Raw genomic sequence first — 21337 nt, forward strand, 5'->3', positions numbered from 1 at the left:
GAAAAAGAATACAGCTATAAAAAGTAAATTACTTACATATTACTCACAATGTCTTGTGCGAATTCCATGGTAGAACGCAATTTAGCATTCTCCAGCGTTTCGGCCAAATCTAAGGTTACGGTTTTATTGGAAATAGTTTTCGCTACTGCTTTTACGACTAAATTTGCTGCTTCCGTCCATCCTAAATGACGTAACATCATTTCACCGCTCAAAATAATTGAACTCGGATTCGCTTTATTTTGTCCTGCAATTTTAGGTGCGGTGCCGTGAGTTGCTTCAAAAATAGCTGTCTCCACCCCAATATTTGCACCAGGTGAAATACCTATACCGCCAACTTGAGCAGCCAGAGCATCGGAGATATAGTCACCGTTCAGATTCAAAGTTGCGATCACATCATAATCTTTAGGGTGTAACAGCACTTCCTGTAAAAATGCATCAGCAATACAGTCTTTTATGATAATTTCCCGTCCAGTTTTTGGGTTTTTCAATTTGTGCCAAGGACCGTTATCAATCATTTCAGCACCAAATTCTTGTGCGACTTGATAACCCCATTCCTTAAATGCCCCCTCGGTAAATTTCATAATATTGCCTTTATGCACTAAAGTGAGTGAGCGACGATCATTATCAATAACATATTGCAATGCGGAACGTACCAAACGCTGTGTACCTTTTTTTGATACCGGTTTAATGCCAATACCGCACTGTTCAGTGAAACGAATTTTTTTTACGCCCATTTCATTACGTAAAAATGCAATGACTTTATCCGCTTCTATTGAGCCGGCTTGCCATTCCACTCCGGCATAAATATCTTCCGAATTTTCACGGAAAATGACCATATCAATAAATTCAGGATGTTTCACTGGGCTTGGTGTGCCATCATAATAACGAACTGGACGTAAACAGTTATACAAATCCAATTCTTGTCGCATTGTGACATTCAATGAACGAATGCCGCCCCCCACAGGGGTCATCAATGGACCTTTGATCGCAATATGATATTGTTTAATCGCGTTTAATGTTTCTGCTGGCAACCAAGTATTTTCACCGTAAACTTGATTGGCTTTTTCGCCGGCATAAATTTCTAACCAATCAATTTTACGTTCCGTACCATAGGCTTTCGATACTGCGGCATCAATGACCAAACGCATCGCAGGTGTGACATCTACACCGATACCATCGCCTTCAATAAATGGAATAATAGGATTGTTTGGGACATTGAGGGTGCAATCTTGATTTAGTGTGATTGCTTGACCATTCGCTGTTGCTACTTTTTTGTGTTGCATAGTTTCACCTCACAGAGTTGAGTTAGGGTTGAGTTGAGGAAAAATTTTCTTCAACTGTATAGCAAGTATAATCCTTATACGCATTGAATAACAATATATTTACAAAAATATAAAATAATTTAAATGGTTTCCGGTTTGATATGGATTAGAATTGAGAATATATCTAATGCTAACGAGTTTTTGAATTGAGGGAAGCAATGATGATGTTGATGATTCCTACAAGTAAAAATAAAAAGGCTAAGCTCTGACGAGTACAGAACTTAGCCTCTAAATTAGGTGAAGTCAAATTTTTTTAGTAAAGATAAATTCTTTGGTTTTAAATACCTTGAAAATTAACCGAACTTTTACAACAACCAGGTTAGTGTTGTATTTTAAGCTACTACACCAAATTGTTCTTTCATTAATGCTTCAAAATCGGTACAGCCACCAATCGGTTTTTCATCAATAAAGATTTGTGGCACGGTTTCAACTGGTTTACCGACTGATTTGGATAAGTCTTCTTTTGTGATCCCTTCCGCATGAATATCAACATAACGGTAATCGAAGTCGGCGACTTCGCCTTTTAATTTTTCCGCAAGATTTTTTGCACGGACACAGTAAGGACAACCCGGACGACCAAAAATAACAACAAACATAAATTCTTCCCTTTGTTAATGTTAAAGTTTTCGTGATTCTACTCTTTTTTTAATTTGCCATAAATAGATTTTCAGGATTTTTATGATTGGTATAATGTATCGTCATTTTTTTGTTTGGAATCTCTGATGAAATTTTTAATGCTTTGCCGTGAACCCCGTTTATACAGTAGTCAGCGTCTGAAAGAAGCCGCAATACAATGCGGACACGAAATGGATATTTTGGATCCGAATCGTTGTATTCTAAAACTCACGGAAAATTCACCGCACTTTGATATTTATTATCAGCCAAAGGAAGGCAATACCTACCTTTTACCTGATTATGATGCGGTGATACCACGTTTTGGTACGGCAAGTACAAAAATGGGCTGTGCCGTGTTGAGGCATTTTCAGGCAAAAGGGATTTATTGTTTAAACACAGAAAAGGCGTTTTTAACGGCACGTGATAAATGGCAAAGTTTGCAAATACTGCGAGAGCAGAACATTGCCGTGCCGAATAGTCAATTATCCGGTACTGAAGTGGAGGCGAAAGCCTCCGTTCAAAAAATGGTTTCTCCTTTGATCCTGAAAACCTTAAACGGCTCTCAGGGCATTGGTGTTATGTTGATGGAAAATGCACAAAGTGCGGTCAGTATTTTAGAAACCTTAAAACAAGTGAGTGTTCCGGTATTATTGCAAGATTTTATTGAGGAAGCCGATGGCGCAGATATTCGCTGTTTTGTTATCGGCGATAAGGTTGTTGCGAGTATGCAACGCTTTGGGCAAGACGGTGAATTTCGAGCAAATATCCACCGAGGCGGAAGTGCGCAAAAAATCACACTGAGCGAACAAGAAAAACAAATTGCAATCAAGGCAACCAAAGCATTAGGATTGGCGGTTTCAGGTGTGGATTTTATTCGCTCAAAATCCGGTTTATTGGTGCTGGAAGTGAATGCAAGCCCCGGCTTGGAGATGATCGAGAAAACCAGCGGTGTGGATATTGCGCTACAGATGATTCTCTATTTGGAGAAAATGACTTGGCAAAAATAAACGGCGAGTAATTACTCGCCGTTTATTTATCCATTCAAATTATGTTGAGGATCATAATTAGGCGGTAATTCCGGCATAGAATTTTCTTCGTCAAAAGGCTCGCTATCCGGTTTATATTGAAATTCTTGTTTATTTTGACCGCGCTTTTCTTTGCCTAATAATTGTGGTTGTAATTTTAAGAAACTACTTTTCGGTGAAAGCCAAATATTGATAAAAGCTCGGGTAAATTTACGATCAAACTCATGATCCAACACAGTATCGTTAGCGATAAAATAACCTTTATTTTCTAGTGCCACGAAATTTAAAATGTCATTTGGTGAAAAATCAGGAAAAATTTCCTGCATTTTTTTTAGCCAAGCAGTGGTGTCATCCGTATCGAATTGCTGAGCTTCCATTTCTTTTATTAAGGTGATAGCGAAGTTTTTGCCTTCAATCGGCTTTTCATATTTGATGGAAAACATTAGTGGGGATTGATTTTCTTGGTATGAACCGGTTTCAGAAAAAAGCCCGACACTATACACATGGAAAGGCCCCCAAGTATATTCGGCATTGCCCACCAACTGCCAATGGGCGGAAAGAGCGGTTGAAAAAAAGGCTAAAATTGCCACGAAAAAATATTTAATTTTCATATTGTTCTTTTACGGTTCGATAACGCACGGATTATAGCAAAAACGCCTAAAAAACCACAAATAAAAGGCGAGTGAATCACCCGCCTTTGACCGCCATTTTATGGGGAAGTTTATTTTAAGCTGCCCACCATATCTTCCGGGCGTACCCATTTGTCGAAATCTTCGGCTGAAACCAAACCGAGATTAATCGCTTCTTCACGTAGGGTTGTACCGTTTTTATGTGCGGTTTTGGCAATTTTCGCCGCATTTTCATAACCGATATGGGTATTCAGTGCGGTGACTAACATTAATGAATTTTCAAGTTGTTGTTTGATTCGCGGATAATTTGGTTCAATACCCACAGCACAGTGTTCATCGAAAGAAACACAAGCATCGCCTAATAATTGTGCGGATTGCAAGAAGTTGGCGATCATCACCGGATTAAACACATTTAATTGGAAATGGCCTTGTGAACCTACAAAAGCAATGGCGGTGTCGTTACCAAATACTTGTGCACAAACCATGGTCATCGCTTCACACTGGGTTGGGTTTACTTTGCCCGGCATAATGGAAGAACCCGGTTCATTTTCAGGAATTAAAATCTCACCGATACCGGAACGAGGGCCGGAGGCTAACAAACGAATGTCGTTAGCAATTTTAAATAAACTCATCGCGAGCTGGCGTAATGCGCCGTGGGTTTCTACGATGGCATCGTGCGCCGCTAATGCTTCAAATTTATTATCAGCGGTAACAAATGGAAGTCCGGTGAATTTAGCAATGTAATCCGCCACTTTCACATCATAGCCTTTCGGCGTGTTTAATCCTGTACCGACTGCCGTACCACCGAGAGCTAATTGGCTTAGATGAGGAAGGGTGTTTTTTAATGCGCGTAAACCAAAATCTAATTGTGCAGCGTAGGCAGAGAATTCTTGACCTAACGTTAATGGTGTCGCATCCATTAAATGAGTACGACCAATTTTCACTACATCTTTGAATGCTTCGGATTTGGCAGCGAAGGTTTTTTGTAAACGTTCTACGCAAGGAATAGTGTGTTCCACTACTTTTTTGTATGCCGCAATATGCATAGCTGTTGGGAAAGTATCATTTGAAGATTGTGATTTATTTACGTCATCATTTGGGTGAATAATCGATTTTTCCCCTAATTTACCGCCATGTAAAACGTGCGCACGATTTGCTACGACTTCATTGACGTTCATATTGGATTGCGTACCGGAACCGGTCTGCCAAATAACGAGTGGAAATTGATCATCTAATTTCTTGGCAAGAATTTCATCGCAGGCTTGAGCGATTAAATCACGTTTTTCAGCAGGTAATACACCTAAATCATGGTTTGCGAAGGCTGCCGCTTTTTTCAAATAACCAAAGGCTTCAATAATTTCAGTTGGCATTGAGGCTTCAGGCCCGATTTTAAAGTTATTGCGTGAACGTTCGGTTTGCGCCGCCCAATATTTATCGGCAGGAACCTGAACTTCGCCCATAGTGTCTTTTTCAATACGAAATGCCATTGTGATACTCCTTATAGAATATAGATTGAAAATAAAAACGGGTTGATTCTAACACCTAGGAGTTATGAATGGAACGAGACGGAAATGCTAAAAATCAGTTTTGTGATGTAGATCATAAAAGTGCGGTGTGTTTTGAGCGTGTTTTTTCATATAGGGTTTCACAGATGATGAGTGACTTTCTTTTATTTTTTTCAGTATCGGATTTTGCTCAATGAATGACCTGCTTTTTCTATAATTTATACAACGCAAAGTAGGAAAAAGGAAAACACGCCCTGCGTTCTTTTATCTTTTATCCCATTGAATTTATCGTTACAGAAATTTTCTGAACTTGTTTTGTTCAGACAGACGAAAATGGTCTAAAAATTCAATTCCGTATAAAGCGGAAAGAACATTAATTTAAACATCATGGTAGGACAATAATCTTTTCTTGAAGGATTTATTTTTTCATCATTTTTTAGTAAAATCTTGCAGTTTTAAACTTGGCAAAATTGAGACAAAAATGGCGAAAAATGCACAATTTTATATTTTAAATGCAGAAAGTAAGAAAAGTGTAGAACAACTCGCCTGCGATCTTGCCGCTTCTGCTTGGCGTTTAGGAAAACGGATTTTGATCGCTTGTGAAACGGAACAACAAGCACTTGATATTGACGAAGCGCTTTGGCAGCGGGATCCCAATGAATTTGTGCCGCATAACTTATCGGGTGAAGCGACTCAATATCCCACACCTATTGAGATTTCATGGCGCGGAAAACGCAATGCACAACGACGTGATTTACTCATTAATTTGCAGCATGATGTGCCGGAGTTTAGTCATAGTTTTACTCAATTAATTGATTTTGTTCCGGTGGAGGAAATGTCAAAAGCCCAAGCACGGGAACGTTATAAACAACTACGTATGCAAGGTTGGCAGCTTTCCACTGAAAATGCGTAACACTTTTCGAATAACCTAACGGAGTTTATATGAGATTATCAACTAAATTTGTTTTATCTCTTTTTGTCGGAGCAAGTATTTTAACGCTAACCGCATGCGATAACCAAGAAACAAAAACAACTGAAAAATCAACCGCACTTCCAGCTCCTACACCCAAAGCAATGAATGATAAGGCGGAATCGGAGGTGAAAAAAGACGAATCGGTAGCTGCAACGGTTTCGGTAGAAACTAAACTTGAAGCTCAAGCTCAAGCTCAAGCTCAAGCTCAAGCTCAAGCTCAAGCTCAAGCTCAAGCTCAAGCTCAAACAAACGATAAAACGGATAACATTAAAGTTGAAATCAAAGAAACAGAACCTGCACAGGTTGTAGAAAAAGACAACGTGTCGGTGGCAACTCAAGTGATCACCAAGCCGGTAAAAAAGGCGAAAAGTACTGCGCAAAGTCGCTATCTGAACGAACAAAAAGCAATGCTTAAAGTGCTAGAATCTCAATACAAGCAAGTACGTTGTACCCCTGAAGCGGAAAAATTAGGTAATAACAGTTTCTGTCGCCAAGAAGAACGCCGTTTATTTTTAGAAATTGAGCGAGTGAAAGACGAGATTCGTTTGAATCAGTAATCAAAACTTCCTGAAATTTAACCGCACTTTAAGGAACAAATGTAATTGAGTCCGAGACGGCTTTATCAGTGTTTTGATGATTACCATAAAAACGAGCAATATATATCCACTTTGTTTGAGCTGATTTGTGGTTATGAACAAGATAAAAAAAGCAGCGTGAAGCATTCACTTTTTAGTGTCTAAGCTGCAATTGCAATATTGTTGAACATTACCCTGATGGCTCTTAGGTTGCCATTAAATATGGCAAAGTAATTTTAAGGAAATAGTATGAGTTACCACAAATCAAAAGAGCTATTGAGCCCAATCCTAAATTTACTGAACACTGAAAATTATATATCTATACCAGAAATTATTTCTAAATTAGCTTCTATATTTCAGTTAGATGAAGATTTTCTTAATAAACGTTATGAGGTCAGTAATGCAAAAATCTTTGAAAATACAGTAATGTGGAAATTAAACGATTTAGAAAAATCAGGTTTGATTTCCTTTATAAAAAAGGAAAAATTAAGAAAATATATTATTACTGATTTAGGAAAAGAATACTTAAATTGCTCTAATGATGAATTAGCAAGATTTATTAATATTAATTATCATCGAAATAAACAAAAAACAGCTAAAAGAATAGAGATATTAACTACAATAGAAACAGAAGAAACACCATTATCATTATTAGAAAGCTCTTATAAGGAAATCAGAGCACAAGTTTATAATGATATTTTGGATACTATTTTGAGTAAATCACCAAAAGCATTTGAAAACTTAGTAACACAATTATTACAAAAAATGGGCTATGGTGACGGACAGGTCACTCAAGTTAGTCGAGATGGCGGCATTGATGCAAGAATTAAAGGCGATATCTTAGGCTTTGAACAAATTTATGTGCAGGCAAAGCGTTATCAGAAAGATAAAAGTATTGGTCGCCCTGAAATTCAAGGTTTCACTGGTGCATTACTGGGATTAGAAGGAAATGCCACTAAAGGTGTTTTCATAACAACAGCAAAATTTTCTCAAGATGCTGAAAACTTTGCAAAAAACTTCTCCAAAGCTAGGATAGTTTTAATCGATGGGAATTTATTAGCTAAATATATTTATGAATACGAATTAGGTGTACAAATAGAGAAAGAATTCAGTATTAAAAAACTAGATAGTGATTTTTGGGATAACATCCCGAACGATGAAATAAATTAAAGTACATAACGAGAGAAAAAATGACAAAAAACTTCCAAATGGCAGATCGCTTTGAGGCATCTGCGGTAGAACAAGCCCTGTATAAACACTGGGAAGAACAAGGTTATTTTAAACCGAATGAAAATCCGAATGTGCCGAGTTACTGTATTGCGATTCCGCCGCCGAATGTAACGGGGAGCTTGCATATGGGGCACGCTTTCCAGCAAACCTTAATGGATACTTTGATCCGTTTTAACCGTATGGAAGGGCATAATACCCTGTGGCAGTCGGGTACTGACCACGCAGGTATCGCCACGCAAATGGTGGTGGAGCGTAAAATTGCTGCCGAAGAGGGCAAAACCCGCCACGATTACGGGCGTGAGGCGTTTATCGACAAAATCTGGGATTGGAAAGCCTATTCAGGCGGAACAATCAGCCAGCAAATGCGTCGTTTAGGTAACTCTATCGACTGGGATCGTGAACGCTTTACAATGGACGAAGGTTTATCCAATGCGGTAAAAGAGGTCTTTGTTCGCTTGCACGAAGAGGGGCTGATTTACCGTGGCAAACGCTTGGTAAACTGGGATCCGAAACTGCGTACCGCGATTTCCGATTTGGAAGTGGAAAACCGTGATGAAAAAGGCTTTATGTATCACGTTCGCTATCCGTTTGTGGATAAATCCGAAACCTTTGGCGGCGGTTATATGCACATTGCGACCACCCGTCCTGAAACGATTTTAGCGGACGGCTGTTTGGCGGTTCACCCTGATGATGAGCGTTACAAAGATGTGATCGGTAAAATGGTACACGTCCCGATGACCGACCGTATCATTCCGGTGGTGGCTGACCCTTACCCAGACCCTGAATTTGGGACGGGCTGTGTGAAAATCACGCCGGCGCACGATTTCAACGACTACGAAGTGGGCAAGCGCCACGATATTGAAATCATCAATTTAATGAACCCCGATGCCACCTTAAACGACAACGCTCCTGAGCGTTATCGTGGTTTGGATCGCTTTGAGGCACGTAAAAGAATTGTTGCTGATTTAGAAGCGGAAGGTTATTTAGAAAAAATCGAACCGCACGAGTTAAAACGCCCTTACGGCGACCGCTCCGGCGTAGTCATTGAGCCGTATTTAACGGATCAATGGTATGTGAGCGTCAAACCGCTTGCGGAAGTGGCGACTAAAGCGGTGGAAGACGGCGAAATCCAATTTGTGCCGAAGCAGTACGAAAATCTCTACTTCTCGTGGATGCGGGATATTCAAGATTGGTGTATTTCTCGCCAGTTATGGTGGGGGCATCGTATTCCGGCGTGGTATGACGAAGCGGGTAATATCTACGTTGCCCGTAGTGAAGAAGAAGCCCGCCAAAAACATAATCTGCCGGCGGATTTACCTTTAACCCAAGATGAAGACGTACTGGACACGTGGTTCTCATCGGGGCTATGGACGTTCTCCACGCTCGGCTGGCCGGAACAAACCAAAGAGCTGAAAATGTTCCACCCGACCGATGTGTTAATCACCGGCTTTGACATCATTTTCTTCTGGGTTGCCCGAATGATTATGTTCACGATGCACTTCATCAAGGACGAAAACGGCAAACCGCAAGTGCCGTTCAAAACCGTCTATGTAACGGGGTTAATCCGTGATGAACAAGGGCAGAAAATGTCGAAGTCTAAGGGGAACGTGCTTGACCCGATTGATATGATTGACGGTATCAGCCTTGAGGCGTTATTGGAAAAACGCACCGGTAATATGATGCAGCCGCAACTGGCGGAAAAAATTGCTAAGTCCACCACTAAGCAGTTCCCAGAGGGAATTGCTCCGCACGGCACGGACGCGTTACGCTTTACCTTGGCTGCGTTAGCGAGCAACGGTCGGGACATCAACTGGGATATGAAACGCCTTGAGGGCTACCGCAATTTCTGCAACAAATTGTGGAACGCCAGCCGCTATGTGCTGATGAATATGAATGCGCTCGAATTGGGCGAGGGCGAGAAAACCTTCAGATTGGCGGATCGTTGGATTCAGGCGGAATTTAATAACACGGTGAAAACCTTCCGTGAGGCACTTAGCCAATACCGTTTCGATATGGCAGCCAATGCCCTGTATGAATTTACTTGGAATCAATTCTGCGACTGGTATTTGGAGCTGACCAAACCGGTATTTGCGCAAGGTTCGGTGGCAGAAAAGCGTGGGGCGTGCGACACGTTAATCAATGTATTGGAAAAATTGTTGCGTTTGGCTCATCCGATTATTCCGTTTATCACCGAAGAAATTTGGCAGAAAGTGAAAGGCTTTGCCGGCGTGGAAGGCGACACTATTATGTTGCAACCGTTCCCGCAATATGACGAAGCCCTTGAAAATCCGACCGCACTTGCGCAAATCGGCTGGTTGAAAGAGGTGATTGTCGCGGTACGGAATATCCGCGCGGAAAGCAATATTGCGCCAAGTAAACCGTTAGAATTGCTCATTCGCAATACCCAAGAAAGCGATTGCCAAATTTTGGCGGAAAACGACCGCTTGCTAAAAGCAATGGCGAAGCTGGAGCGCGTACAAGCAATTCCGGCTGGTTCGGAAGCGCCGCTTTCCGTTGCCAAATTGGTCGGCAATATGGAAGTGCTTGTGCCAATGGCGGGCTTTATCAACAAAGAGGCAGAGCTTGCCCGTTTAACCAAAGAGATCGACAAGCTCACCAATGAGGTTAAACGCATTGAGGGTAAACTCAGTAACGAAGCCTTTGTTGCCAAAGCACCGGAAGCGGTAATCAACAAAGAGCGTGAAAAAATGGCAGAGTATCAAGCGGGACTTGAGAAATTGCAGACTCAATACCGAGCGATTGAAGCATTATAATTTTGAAAAAACGCTGACCGGTTCAGCGTTTTTTATTTAAAAAATATAGTGGGATGATGATTCCCACTATTGCTATCCCGCTCATACCAACTAATAGATATACAATTTTCCTTTCAGTGCTAAAATACTTTGCCAGTATCTTTTCCCACATTGAATCAATAATGAAAAACTTTAAATATTTTGCGCAACGATATGTCGATTGGGTTATAAAACTCGGACGTGTTCGGTTTTCCCTACTTGGATTATTCATTCTCGCCGTCTTAGCGTTGAGTGCACAGATTTTACTTAGTCTATTTATTACTAATCAAATTGATTGGATGGTGCTTGTCCGTTCAATTATCTTCGGGCTTCTCACTGCGCCTTTCGTTATTTATTTTTTGACTTTACTGGTTGAACAATTAGAACGCTCAAGATTGGATCTGTCTAAAACGGTATTACGTTTACGAAATGAAGTATCGGAAAGAATTATCGCTGAAAAGAAACTTTCTATTGCCTTAGATAAATTAGAAAAAAATAATCGAGAAAAAAGTAGCTTACTTGCGACTATTAGTCATGAATTGCGAACACCGCTTAATGGTATTATTGGGTTGAGCCATATCTTATTGGATGATCAGCTTTCAGAGCAGCAGCGTAATTATTTAAAAACAATTAACTTAAGTGCGGTCAATTTAGGACATATTTTTAGCGATATTATTGATTTAGATAAGTTTGATACAAAACGTCTAAAATTGAACCTTGAACCGATTAATTTGAATGAATTATTGAATGATATTCAAAATTTTGCCATTTTAATGGTCGAACCTAAAAATCTTAAATTTATTTTAGACGTTGAACCTCATTTACCGGATTTGCTTTATTTGGACAGAGCACGTTTGAGTCAAATTCTTTTAAATTTGATTGCTAATGCAGTGAAGTTTACTGAAAAAGGCACAATTAAACTCACTATTCAGTCTTTAGAAAAAGATATTTATCGTTTTAGTGTTTCTGATACCGGCATAGGGATCGCCCAATGTGAGCAGGATAACATTTTCAAAATGTATTATCGTGTGAAAGAAAATACAAATCGATCTTCCGGTAGTGGAATAGGGCTTGCAATATCAAAAAATCTCGCCTTATTAATGAAAGGCGATATTCAAGTCGAAAGCCGGCTTGGTCAGGGTTCAACCTTTGATCTGACTATCTATGCTAAAGAAGCTCATCCAATTAATCATTGTGAACCTATTCAACCGTTGAATTTATCGGTTTTATTAGTTGAAGATATTGAATTAAATGTTCTTGTCGCAAAAAGTGTATTGGAAAAACTGGGACATAGTGTTGATGTTGCGATGAATGGAAAAGACGCGATTAAGCTTTTTGAACGCAATACTTACGATATTATATTGCTTGATATTAAATTACCGGATATGTCGGGTTTTGATATAGCCGCTTATCTACGTAAAAAATACGAAGACGGCATTTATGATTTTCTCCCACCTCTTGTTGCCTTCACGGCAAATGTGATGCAAAGTGAAGAGGAGTACCAAAGTAAGGGAATGGATTCGGTTCTGCGTAAACCTCTCGCCCTAGATGAGTTAAAACGTTGTTTTTATCATTTTTTTGGTGAAGGAAATATAAAAAGTATCGATTCTAAAGCCGTAGAAAAACAGTCATCCTATCAGTCTTTAAACCTGGAACTGATAGAACTGTTAGGTAAAACGCAAACCGAACGGAATTTAGTCTTGTTTAAACAAATGATGCCGGCATATCTTCAAGAACTTAATGAAGCCTTTAAGGTTTATTTGTCGGATCACACCGCCGATCAAAGTGTTGCGGATGTGGCGCATAAAATTAAAGGAGCAGCAGGTTCTGTCGGATTAAGCAGATTACAGCAACTTGCGGAAAAAATGCAATGTAATCAGGAAGAGGGCTGGAACGATAATATTGAAAATTGGCTTCGTGAACTGAATAGTTACTGGCAAGTTAATGTCGAAGAATTGGAAGATTATTTGAATTCTGTTGGATAACGAAAAGACCGCACTTTAAAGCGAAAGTGCGGTCGTTTTTTTAGGAGTTTTTATTATTCAGTTTATCTTCCGAGTATTTTCGCAACAGGTGAATTTCACGTTTTGCCTTATCAGACAGCACTTTATTATCTTTTAGCATTTGTTCGGAACGCGCCATAATAAAGTGTAAATAATCGGCATTTTGCGTTTGTTCAAAAAATTGTTTCGCTTGATACATATCGCTGAAATCTTTATTTGCTTGAGTAAGCAACATTTTTTGCCCGAATAACACGATGAATGCCAGCGCTAAGGAGATGAGCGTACCATAACCGTTTGTCGGATAATAAAGTAATCCGCCGATAATAAATAGACCGGAAACCAACTGGGAACTGTTTTTGATATAAGTTTCACTGGGCGGCGCTTGTATTAATTCTTTGAGTTTCATCATGTTTACCCTAAGAAATAAGGGCGTTATCATACGCCCTTATGGTGAAATATTTCAAGTATTCTAAGCAAGAATACCCGCCCAGTAACCTAAAATCCCAACCCCGAATAGGGCAAAGATAATAATCATCGCATTCACTTTTTTACGTAATAAATACATACATAAGAAGGTAAGTAATAATGCAAGTACACCGGGAAGAAGATCATTTAATACGCCTTGAAGGGTAACAACCACTTCTTCACCTAACTGATTGTTATAGCGGGTAAGTTCTAATGGCACATTAATCGTCGTCCATTTGGATACAAGGGAACCCATAACAAAGAGACCGAGAATAGAGGCACCTTGTGTAATTTTTTGTAAACGGCCACCGCCCATATCGGAAACAATTTCCGTTCCTTTTTCATACCCGTATTTGAAACCATACCAACGGGTTAATAGACGAATGATGTTAATTAAAATAAAGAATAATAATGGACCTAAAGGACTACCGGTTAAAGCAATACCGGCGCCCAGTGCGGCTAAAACAGGGCGTAATGTTCCCCAGAAAATTGGGTCGCCCACACCGGCAAGCGGCCCCATTAAGCCCACTTTAACCCCGCTGATTGCCGCATCATTCACATCTTTTGCACCGTTTGCCCGTTCCTGTTCCATCGCAGCGGTAACGCCCATAATGGTGGAACCCACCCAAGGTTGGGTGTTGAAGAATTCAAGATGGCGTTTTAATGCCGCGGCTTGATCTTCTTTTTTACTATATAGATGCTTGATGGTTGGGATCATAGAAACACAAAATCCCATTGATTGCATACGTTCAAAATTAAATGAACCTAAAAGGAACGTTGAACGGAAGTAGGTTTTTAAAATATCACCTTTAGTAAGTGTCACTTTTTGATCTGACATAATACGCTCCTTATAGACCTTCTAATTCGTTATCGGCTAATTTTCTTTTTGTCGCTACCGGCATTGCGGCTTGGTTAAAGCGAGGATTTAATTGGATATACAGCATTGCCAAGCAAGTGCCTAAAATACCTAAACCCACTAAGTTATAGTTGGTGAATGAGGCGATCACGAAGCCAAGGAAGAAGAATGGCATTAATGCACCTGCACGCATCATATTGATAACCATCGCATAGCCCACAACTACAATGAAGCCACCAGCAATTTGTAACCCACGGGTAATCACTTCAGGAATTGCATCTAATGCACTGGTTACGCTATCCGTGCCTGCCACTAAAGCGACGGCTAATGCGGGAACCGCAACACGTAAGGCTTGTAAAGAAAGACCGGCAAAATGACAGAGTTCAATCCCTCGGAAATTCGCTTGTTCCGCAAATTTATCGGCTTTGTGTTGTAAGAAAATCGTTAAAGTACGAACAAAGATCGTTAATACTTGGCCTGCCGCAGCAACCGGTACGGCAATGGCAATGGCGGTACCAACCGATTGTCCACCTTTAATAACCAAGATTGCAGAAATAACACTTGCCAGTGCCGCATCCGGAGCCATTGCCGCCCCTACGTTCATCCAGCCTAATGCGATCATTTCTAAGGTACCGCCAAGAATGATACCGGTTTCAAGATCGCCTAAGACAAGACCTATCATGGTACAAGCAAAAAGTGGACGGTGGGTTTGACGTTCATCTAACACACTCCCCATGCCGCAGATTGCTGCAACCAGTACGACTAAAATGAGTTCCATTGTTGACATAAAAGGCTCTCCTAAAATTTAATTGAATCTAATTTTTCACGGGTAAGCTCGATTGGTTTATTGGCTGCCACTTTTTGAAGTGAGAGTTTTACCCCCATATCGAGTAATTTTTTGAATGCTTCCACATTAGATGGATTGACGGTGACTGCATCAGAAAGTTGTTTATTGCCTTCTTTATGTGTCATTCCGCCTACATTGATGGTATCAATCCGCAACCCGCCTTCAATTAAACGCAGTGCATCTTCCGGTTTTGTTACGAGCATTAAAATATGACGGTTGGCATATTTAGGATTGTTATACACCTTAATCGCTTTATCCACAGAAATAACATAGGCTTTTAAATGAGGCGGTGCAATTTGAAGTAACAATTCTTTGCGAAGTTCATCATTTGCCACTTCATCACTGATCGCAAAAATAGCTTCACATTTCACTGCTTTTGCCCAAGATGTCGCCACTTGACCATGAATCAAACGAATGGTGGCAAAATAGACAGCGAATAATGGAGTGCTTTTGACAGGAAAGTGCGGTCAAAATTTATCATGTTTTGTCGATATTAAAATTTCGTTAAAATGCTCCGAAATAATGATAAGGATTGCTTATGCTAAACCGCCAATGCCAAGTACTTATTTCTGATGTGTTACCCGAGTCTTGCCCTCCACAAGTTTTAATTGTTGGAGAACAGGGAATTCCCTTTTCTAAAGTGGCAAATTTACTGGGGCAAGAATTTGAACATATTTTATTTGATGCACGAAATGGCATTCATTTAGAAGCCCTTGCGATTGTTGCCGGTACGCTAAAAATGGGAGGAACCTTATGTTTGCTGGTTTCGGACTGGGAAAATTTAGAAAAACACCCTGATTTTGATAGTCTTCGTTGGAATAGCGGTACTTCTGCCATCAGCACAGCAAATTTTATTCATCATTTCAAACAATGTGTGAAACGCTACCATTTTCCTATTTTGAGAAAAGCAAGTGCGGTTGGTTTTTCGTCCGTTTTTCATTGTGAAGAAAAGGGCAAATCAGCTACAGCTGAACAGCAACAGATCCTTGAGCAAATCTTGCAACGACAATGTGATCTGTATTTTCTCACGGCAAAACGCGGACGGGGAAAATCAGCATTATTAGGGCTGCTTGTTAATCACATTGATACCCCGATTTATCTCACCGCGCCTAACAAAAGTGCGGTCAATTCATTATATGATTTTGCAAAAAGAACCGTTGAATTTATTGCACCGGATGAATTAAGCCAACGATTACGACAAGATGCGGCATTTGCCGAAAATGCTTGGCTTTTGGTTGATGAGGCGGCGATGATTCCGTTGTCTTTGCTACAACAGTTTTCCCAATATTTTCGCCACATTGTTTTTAGTACAACCATTCATAGTTATGAGGGAACCGGACGTGGCTTTGAATTAAAATTCAAACAAAAAATCCACCGCACTTTTCAACAAGTGGAACTCTATCATCCTTTGCGTTGGCAAAAAAATGATGTTCTTGAATCGTTTATTGAAGATTTGTTATTGCTGAATGCCGAAGATAAATTTGAGCAAATTGCCTATAACGCACTGAGTGAGATTCAGATTCATAAAATAACACAATCTCAGTTAATTCAGTCGCCTGAACCTTTTTATGGCTTGATGATACTGGCGCATTATCGGACTTCGCCTATTGATTTACGTCGTTTATTTGATGGTGAAAGGCAGCATTTTTATTTGGCGAATGATCAACGACAGCTTATTGGTGCTATTTGGGCGTTGGAAGAAGGCGGAATGGAGGATGAAAATCTGATTGCACAAATCCGACAAGGAACACGCCGCCCCAAAGGAAACCTTGTACCACAATCTTTGTGTTTTCACGGCAATTTTCCCGAAGCCTGTCGGTTGAAGTCTTTACGAATTTCTCGCATTGCCGTACAACCTCATTGGCAACAAAAAGGGATCGGGCAAAGGCTGATTAGCTCAATGGATAATGCCGAGGCTGATTTTCTTTCCGTCAGTTTCGGTTATACGGAAGAATTAGCACATTTCTGGCAAAAGTGCGGTTTTGTTTTGGTTCATTTAGGGGAGCATCAAGAAGCCAGTAGCGGTTGTTATTCAGCTATTGCTTTGAAGGGTATGTCGGAAAAGGGAAGGGCTTTGACGAAAATTGCACGGCAACAATTTCAACGTAACGTGGCATTATTTATTCATCCTTTGGCTAAAAAAATAATGCGCGGAAAAATTGATTGGATACTTAATGAGGAAGATTGGCAAAGCTTAAAAAATTTTGCCTATTTCAACCGCTCTTTATTTTCCTCAATGCCCGCGATTCAACGTTTGTTAAGGGCGCAAAATAAACGCAATTTTCCACAACTTTCAAGCTATTTAACGAAAAAACAATTACCCTTTGACAAGAAAAAAAGCGTAGAATGCTTTCGTTTAGAAATTAAACAATACTTAGAGGAACTTTTATGACAACAGAAAAAAAAGAGAAACCAAAAGGCTGGTTTAAACGGGCGTTGGAAAAATATGATCATTTTCTTAAAACTTACGATCTTGATTCCCCGAGCTGCTGTGGTGTACCCAAAATGCGCGAAGACGAAAACGGAAATTTATGTAAAGAAGATTCACTTTTCAAAAAATAACCTGTTTTTTTATACAGACTTCAGCTTGAATCCCCATTTTTAATTCAGTAAACTATGCGTCAATTTTTATAAGAGATTGGCGCATTATTTATGAAAACCGCTTTTTTTCAACTCGATATCCCCTCCGGTCCAAATGATCACAAAATTTTAGGTAATGTCTTGCAAGGCGCTGATGCCCTTGCGATTAGCGAGATTGCCGAACAACACCAACATTTAACTGTCGTAGTGACTCCAGATACCAGAAGTGCGGTTCGTTTATCCGGTATTTTATCGGAATTAAGCGAGCAAGAAGTGAAACTATTTCCTGATTGGGAAACGCTACCTTATGATACTTTTTCGCCTCATCAAGATATTATTTCTTCCCGTCTAAGCGCGCTTTTTCATCTCCAAAATGCAAAAAAAGGCATTTTTTTGTTGCCGATTGCGACCTTAATGCAGCGCCTTTGCCCGCCGCAGTATTTACAACATAATGTTTTATTGATTAAAAAAGGTGATCGCATTGTTATTGATAAAATGCGTTTACAACTGGAATCTGCCGGTTATCGTGCCGTAGAGCAAGTGCTGGAGCATGGGGAATATGCTGTGCGGGGGGCATTGCTTGATCTTTTTCCGATGGGAAGTGCGGTGCCTTTTCGATTAGATTTTTTTGATGATGAAATTGATTCTATCCGCACTTTTGATGTGGATACGCAACGCACGCTAGATGAAATTCAATCTATTAATCTTCTGCCTGCACACGAATTTCCTACTGATGACAAAGGTATTGAATTTTTTCGCGCTCAATTTCGAGAAACTTTTGGGGAAATTCGGCGCGATCCGGAACACATTTATCAACAAATTAGCAAGGGAACCTTGATTTCCGGTATTGAATATTGGCAACCGTTATTTTTTGCAGAAATGGCAACCTTATTTGATTATTTGCCGGAACAAGCCTTATTTGTGGATATGGAAGGCAACCAAGCACAAGGCGTGCGTTTTTATCAAGATGCGAAACAGCGCTATGAGCAACGCAAAGTCGATCCAATGCGCCCGTTATTACCGCCGGAACGTTTATGGCTAAATATTGATGAAGTGAATAGACAACTGAAAGCCTATCCGCGTATTACACTTAAAAACGAAAAAGTGCGCGCGTCAGTGCGTCAGAAAAACTTACCGGTAGCCTCATTGCCTGAGATCACTATTCAATCACAACAAAAAGAACCCCTCGGGCAACTTCGTCAATTTATTGAACATTTTAATGGAAACCTATTGTTTTCGGTCGAAACGGAAGGACGTAGGGAAACTCTGCTTGATTTACTTCAAGCGTTAAAAATTAAACCTAAACAAATTCAATCCCTCACACAGACTGAGCAAGAAAAATTTAGTTTATTGGTCAGCTCCTTTGAGCAAGGTTTTATTATTGAGCAATCCCTGCCGTTAGCCATTATTGGTGAAGCGAATTTACTGGGCGAAAGAGTTCAACAGCGCCGACGTGATAAGCGTAAAACCATTAATCCGGATACGCTTGTGCGTAATTTGGCTGAACTTAAAATCGGGCAACCGGTGGTACATTTGGATCATGGTGTGGGGCGTTATGGCGGTTTGGTAACACTTGATGCCGGGGGAATTAAAGCGGAATATTTGCTCCTGAATTATGCCAATGAATCTAAGCTTTATGTGCCGGTCACCTCGTTGCATTTGATTAGTCGCTATGTAGGCGGTTCCGATGAAAGTGCGCCATTACATAAACTGGGTAACGAGGCTTGGGCAAAATCACGCCAAAAAGCCGCAGAAAAAATTCGTGATGTGGCGGCGGATCTGCTGGATGTTTATGCACAACGTGAGGCGACAAAAGGCTTTGCCTTTAAATATGATCGCGAAGAATTTCAACAGTTTGCAGCAACTTTCCCTTTTGAAGAAACCCATGATCAAGAAATGGCGATCAATGCCGTTATTTCAGATATGTGTCAGCCCAAAGCGATGGATCGTTTAGTCTGTGGCGATGTAGGCTTTGGTAAAACCGAAGTGGCAATGCGTGCGGCATTTTTGGCGGTAATGAATCATAAACAAGTCGGCGTTTTAGTGCCTACGACATTGCTTGCCCAACAACATTATGAAAACTTTAAAGATCGTTTTGCCAATTTGCCGGTAAACGTGGAAGTGCTATCTCGTTTTAAAACGGCGAGAGAACAAAAACAAATTCTGCAAAATCTGGCAGAAGGTAAAGTGGATATTTTGATCGGCACCCATAAACTGATTCAATCGGATGTGAAATTTCATGATCTCGGTTTGCTGATTATTGATGAAGAACATCGTTTTGGTGTGGGGCAAAAAGAAAAAATTAAACAACTACGTGCCAATATCGATATTCTCACCCTGACGGCAACCCCGATTCCACGCACCCTTAATATGGCAATGAACGGTATTCGTGATCTCTCTATTATTTCCACGCCGCCAGCTCGCCGCTTGAGTATTAAAACCTTTGTTCGTCAAAAGGATGACTTAGTGGTACGCGAAGCCATTTTGCGTGAAATTCTGCGTGGCGGACAGGTATATTATTTACACAATGATGTGGCGAGTATTGAAAATACGGCAGAAAAATTGACCGCACTTGTGCCGGAAGCTCGGGTGATTGTGGGACATGGACAAATGCGGGAGCGTGAACTAGAACGGGTGATGAGCGATTTTTATCATCAACGCTATAATGTATTGGTTTGCTCAACCATCATTGAAACGGGCATTGATGTTCCAACGGCAAATACGATTATCATTGAACGGGCGGATCATTTTGGTCTGGCACAATTACATCAATTACGTGGTCGGGTAGGGCGTTCTCATCATCAAGCCTATGCCTACTTACTTACCCCTCCCCCGAAAATGATGACAAAAGATGCTCAACGCCGTCTTGAAGCTTTGGAAAGTTTAGATAATCTTGGCGCGGGATTTATTCTTGCCACCCATGATTTAGAAATTCGTGGCGCAGGGGAATTGTTGGGGAATGAACAAAGCGGACAAATTGAAACCATCGGTTTTTCCCTTTATATGGAATTGTTGGATGCGGCGGTGAAAGCTTTAAAAGAAGGACGTGAGCCGTCTTTGGAAGAATTAACCCAACAACAGGCTGAAATCGAACTGAGAGTCGCGGCTTTGTTACCGGATGAATATTTAGGCGATGTGAATATGCGTTTATCCTTCTATAAACGTATTGCCGCCGCCGAGACAAGACAAGAATTAGATGAATTAAGAGTCGAATTGATCGACCGTTTTGGTTTGTTACCGGAAGCAACGAAAAACTTACTTCAAATTGCCGAATTACGTTTATTGATTGAGCCTCTAAAAATACTTCGCATTGATGCCGGCACACAAGGGGGCTTTATTGAATTTTCACCGACAACACAAGTCGCACCGGAAAAATTTATTCAGCTTATTCAAAAAGAACCGATTGTCTATCGTTTTGACGGGCCGTCGAAATTTAAGTTTATGAAGGATCTTTCGGATAATAAAGTGCGGTTGGAATTTGTGGTAAATTTAATCAAGTTTCTGCTTGAGTAAGATTTTTTAACTCTGTTGTATTACATTGCAGAACTTAGCATGACAACAATGACGTACTATTTTTATAGTGCGTCATTTTTTTACTTCAATTTTTCTTTCTGAATAATAAGCCGTGATATTAAACCGAATGCTATGTCAGTATGTTTTTGTTGCATTAAGTTTGCTGTATTTTTGGTTTTGTCACTTTTCCCGATTTGAAAGACAATCTCGTTACTTAGGAAAAATGCGGTATTTATAACCGAATTTTTCTATTTGTCAGGATGGATTTGCTGAATATATGGATTATTTTGCAATAAATTCATACTGTGATCCAGATCTCATTTTAATGATTAATAAATACAGTATTATGCTGTTACTGAACGGTAAGCGTGTTAAGTAAGCTGTTCCTAAGAGGTAATATTTATTTA

At 40.2% G+C, this 21337-nt stretch carries 16 protein-coding genes and 1 pseudogene; 9 read left to right on the forward strand and 8 right to left on the reverse strand.

What is annotated here, in order from left to right:
• Positions 1-32 precede the first annotated feature (32 nt).
• Both icd and FEE42_RS12340 read right to left on the reverse strand, forming a co-directional pair.
• Entirely contained in the window at positions 33-1283 is a 1251-nt protein-coding gene (icd, locus tag FEE42_RS12335; protein ID WP_059365477.1) for an NADP-dependent isocitrate dehydrogenase, read from the reverse strand.
• Between the two features lie 371 nt (positions 1284-1654).
• Positions 1655-1918 carry a GrxA family glutaredoxin gene (locus FEE42_RS12340; protein ID WP_059365476.1) on the reverse strand — a complete coding sequence of 88 codons (264 nt, stop codon included), beginning with the start codon at positions 1916-1918 and terminating at the stop codon, positions 1655-1657.
• A 126-nt stretch (positions 1919-2044) separates the two neighbouring features.
• On the opposite strand from FEE42_RS12340, the gene FEE42_RS12345 reads away from it, so the two are divergent.
• The gene (locus FEE42_RS12345; protein WP_059365475.1) at positions 2045-2944 is read left to right on the forward strand and encodes an ATP-grasp domain-containing protein; all 900 of its coding nucleotides are present in this window, start codon (positions 2045-2047) and stop codon (positions 2942-2944) included.
• 26 nt (positions 2945-2970) lie between these two features.
• Here the strand turns inward: FEE42_RS12345 and FEE42_RS12350 are convergent, their stop codons facing one another.
• Together FEE42_RS12350 and fumC are read right to left on the reverse strand one after the other, a co-directional pair.
• Positions 2971-3573 (reverse strand): chalcone isomerase family protein, encoded by a 603-nt coding sequence (locus FEE42_RS12350; protein WP_059365474.1) that lies wholly within the window; start codon positions 3571-3573, stop codon positions 2971-2973.
• 110 nt (positions 3574-3683) lie between these two features.
• The gene (gene fumC, locus FEE42_RS12355; protein WP_077582507.1) at positions 3684-5078 is read right to left on the reverse strand and encodes a class II fumarate hydratase; all 1395 of its coding nucleotides are present in this window, start codon (positions 5076-5078) and stop codon (positions 3684-3686) included.
• A 499-nt stretch (positions 5079-5577) separates the two neighbouring features.
• Between fumC and FEE42_RS12360 the strand changes: the two genes are divergently transcribed.
• The 5 genes from FEE42_RS12360 (at position 5578) to FEE42_RS12380 (ending at position 12651) form a co-directional block, all read left to right on the forward strand.
• A complete protein-coding gene (locus FEE42_RS12360; protein WP_059365472.1) occupies positions 5578-6009 on the forward strand; it encodes a DNA polymerase III subunit chi in 432 nt (143 codons plus the stop codon).
• 29 nt (positions 6010-6038) lie between these two features.
• Positions 6039-6626, forward strand: a complete 588-nt coding sequence (locus FEE42_RS12690; protein ID WP_206023153.1) for a hypothetical protein — start codon at positions 6039-6041, stop codon at positions 6624-6626.
• A gap of 267 nt (positions 6627-6893) precedes the next feature.
• Positions 6894-7814, forward strand: coding sequence for a restriction endonuclease (locus FEE42_RS12370; protein WP_164028760.1), 921 nt, complete (start codon positions 6894-6896; stop codon positions 7812-7814).
• A gap of 20 nt (positions 7815-7834) precedes the next feature.
• Positions 7835-10648, forward strand: a complete 2814-nt coding sequence (locus tag FEE42_RS12375; RefSeq protein ID WP_164028761.1) for a valine--tRNA ligase — start codon at positions 7835-7837, stop codon at positions 10646-10648.
• Between the two features lie 161 nt (positions 10649-10809).
• Complete coding sequence (locus FEE42_RS12380; RefSeq protein ID WP_164028762.1) at positions 10810-12651, forward strand: ATP-binding protein; 1842 nt, start codon at positions 10810-10812, stop codon at positions 12649-12651.
• A gap of 40 nt (positions 12652-12691) precedes the next feature.
• Here FEE42_RS12380 and FEE42_RS12385 read toward each other — a convergent pair whose 3' ends face one another.
• The 4 genes and pseudogenes from FEE42_RS12385 to FEE42_RS12400 form a co-directional block, all read right to left on the reverse strand.
• Positions 12692-13075, reverse strand: coding sequence for a hypothetical protein (locus FEE42_RS12385; protein WP_164028763.1), 384 nt, complete (start codon positions 13073-13075; stop codon positions 12692-12694).
• 63 nt (positions 13076-13138) lie between these two features.
• The gene (locus tag FEE42_RS12390; RefSeq protein WP_164028764.1) at positions 13139-13972 is read right to left on the reverse strand and encodes a PTS system mannose/fructose/sorbose family transporter subunit IID; all 834 of its coding nucleotides are present in this window, start codon (positions 13970-13972) and stop codon (positions 13139-13141) included.
• Between the two features lie 10 nt (positions 13973-13982).
• Complete coding sequence (locus tag FEE42_RS12395) at positions 13983-14777, reverse strand: PTS mannose/fructose/sorbose transporter subunit IIC (RefSeq protein ID WP_077585887.1); 795 nt, start codon at positions 14775-14777, stop codon at positions 13983-13985.
• Positions 14778-14788: 11 nt separating this feature from the next.
• Positions 14789-15250 (reverse strand): annotated as a pseudogene (locus FEE42_RS12400) (PTS sugar transporter subunit IIB); the annotation flags it as partial.
• A 125-nt stretch (positions 15251-15375) separates the two neighbouring features.
• On the opposite strand from FEE42_RS12400, the gene FEE42_RS12405 reads away from it, so the two are divergent.
• The 3 genes from FEE42_RS12405 to mfd all read left to right on the forward strand — a co-directional run bounded on the left by FEE42_RS12405 (position 15376) and on the right by mfd (position 20930).
• Positions 15376-17229: a tRNA(Met) cytidine acetyltransferase TmcA gene (locus FEE42_RS12405; RefSeq protein ID WP_164028765.1), complete on the forward strand. Its 1854-nt coding sequence runs from the start codon at positions 15376-15378 to the stop codon at positions 17227-17229.
• A complete protein-coding gene (locus tag FEE42_RS12410; RefSeq protein ID WP_157888081.1) occupies positions 17226-17399 on the forward strand; it encodes a DUF5363 family protein in 174 nt (57 codons plus the stop codon). Before FEE42_RS12405 ends, FEE42_RS12410 begins: the two co-directional genes overlap by 4 nt.
• A 90-nt stretch (positions 17400-17489) precedes the next feature.
• Complete coding sequence (gene mfd, locus FEE42_RS12415; RefSeq protein ID WP_164028766.1) at positions 17490-20930, forward strand: transcription-repair coupling factor; 3441 nt, start codon at positions 17490-17492, stop codon at positions 20928-20930.
• Positions 20931-21337: the final 407 nt, after the last annotated feature.

Source organism: Rodentibacter caecimuris, from assembly GCF_010587025.1.
Classification (GTDB): domain Bacteria; phylum Pseudomonadota; class Gammaproteobacteria; order Enterobacterales; family Pasteurellaceae; genus Rodentibacter; species Rodentibacter caecimuris.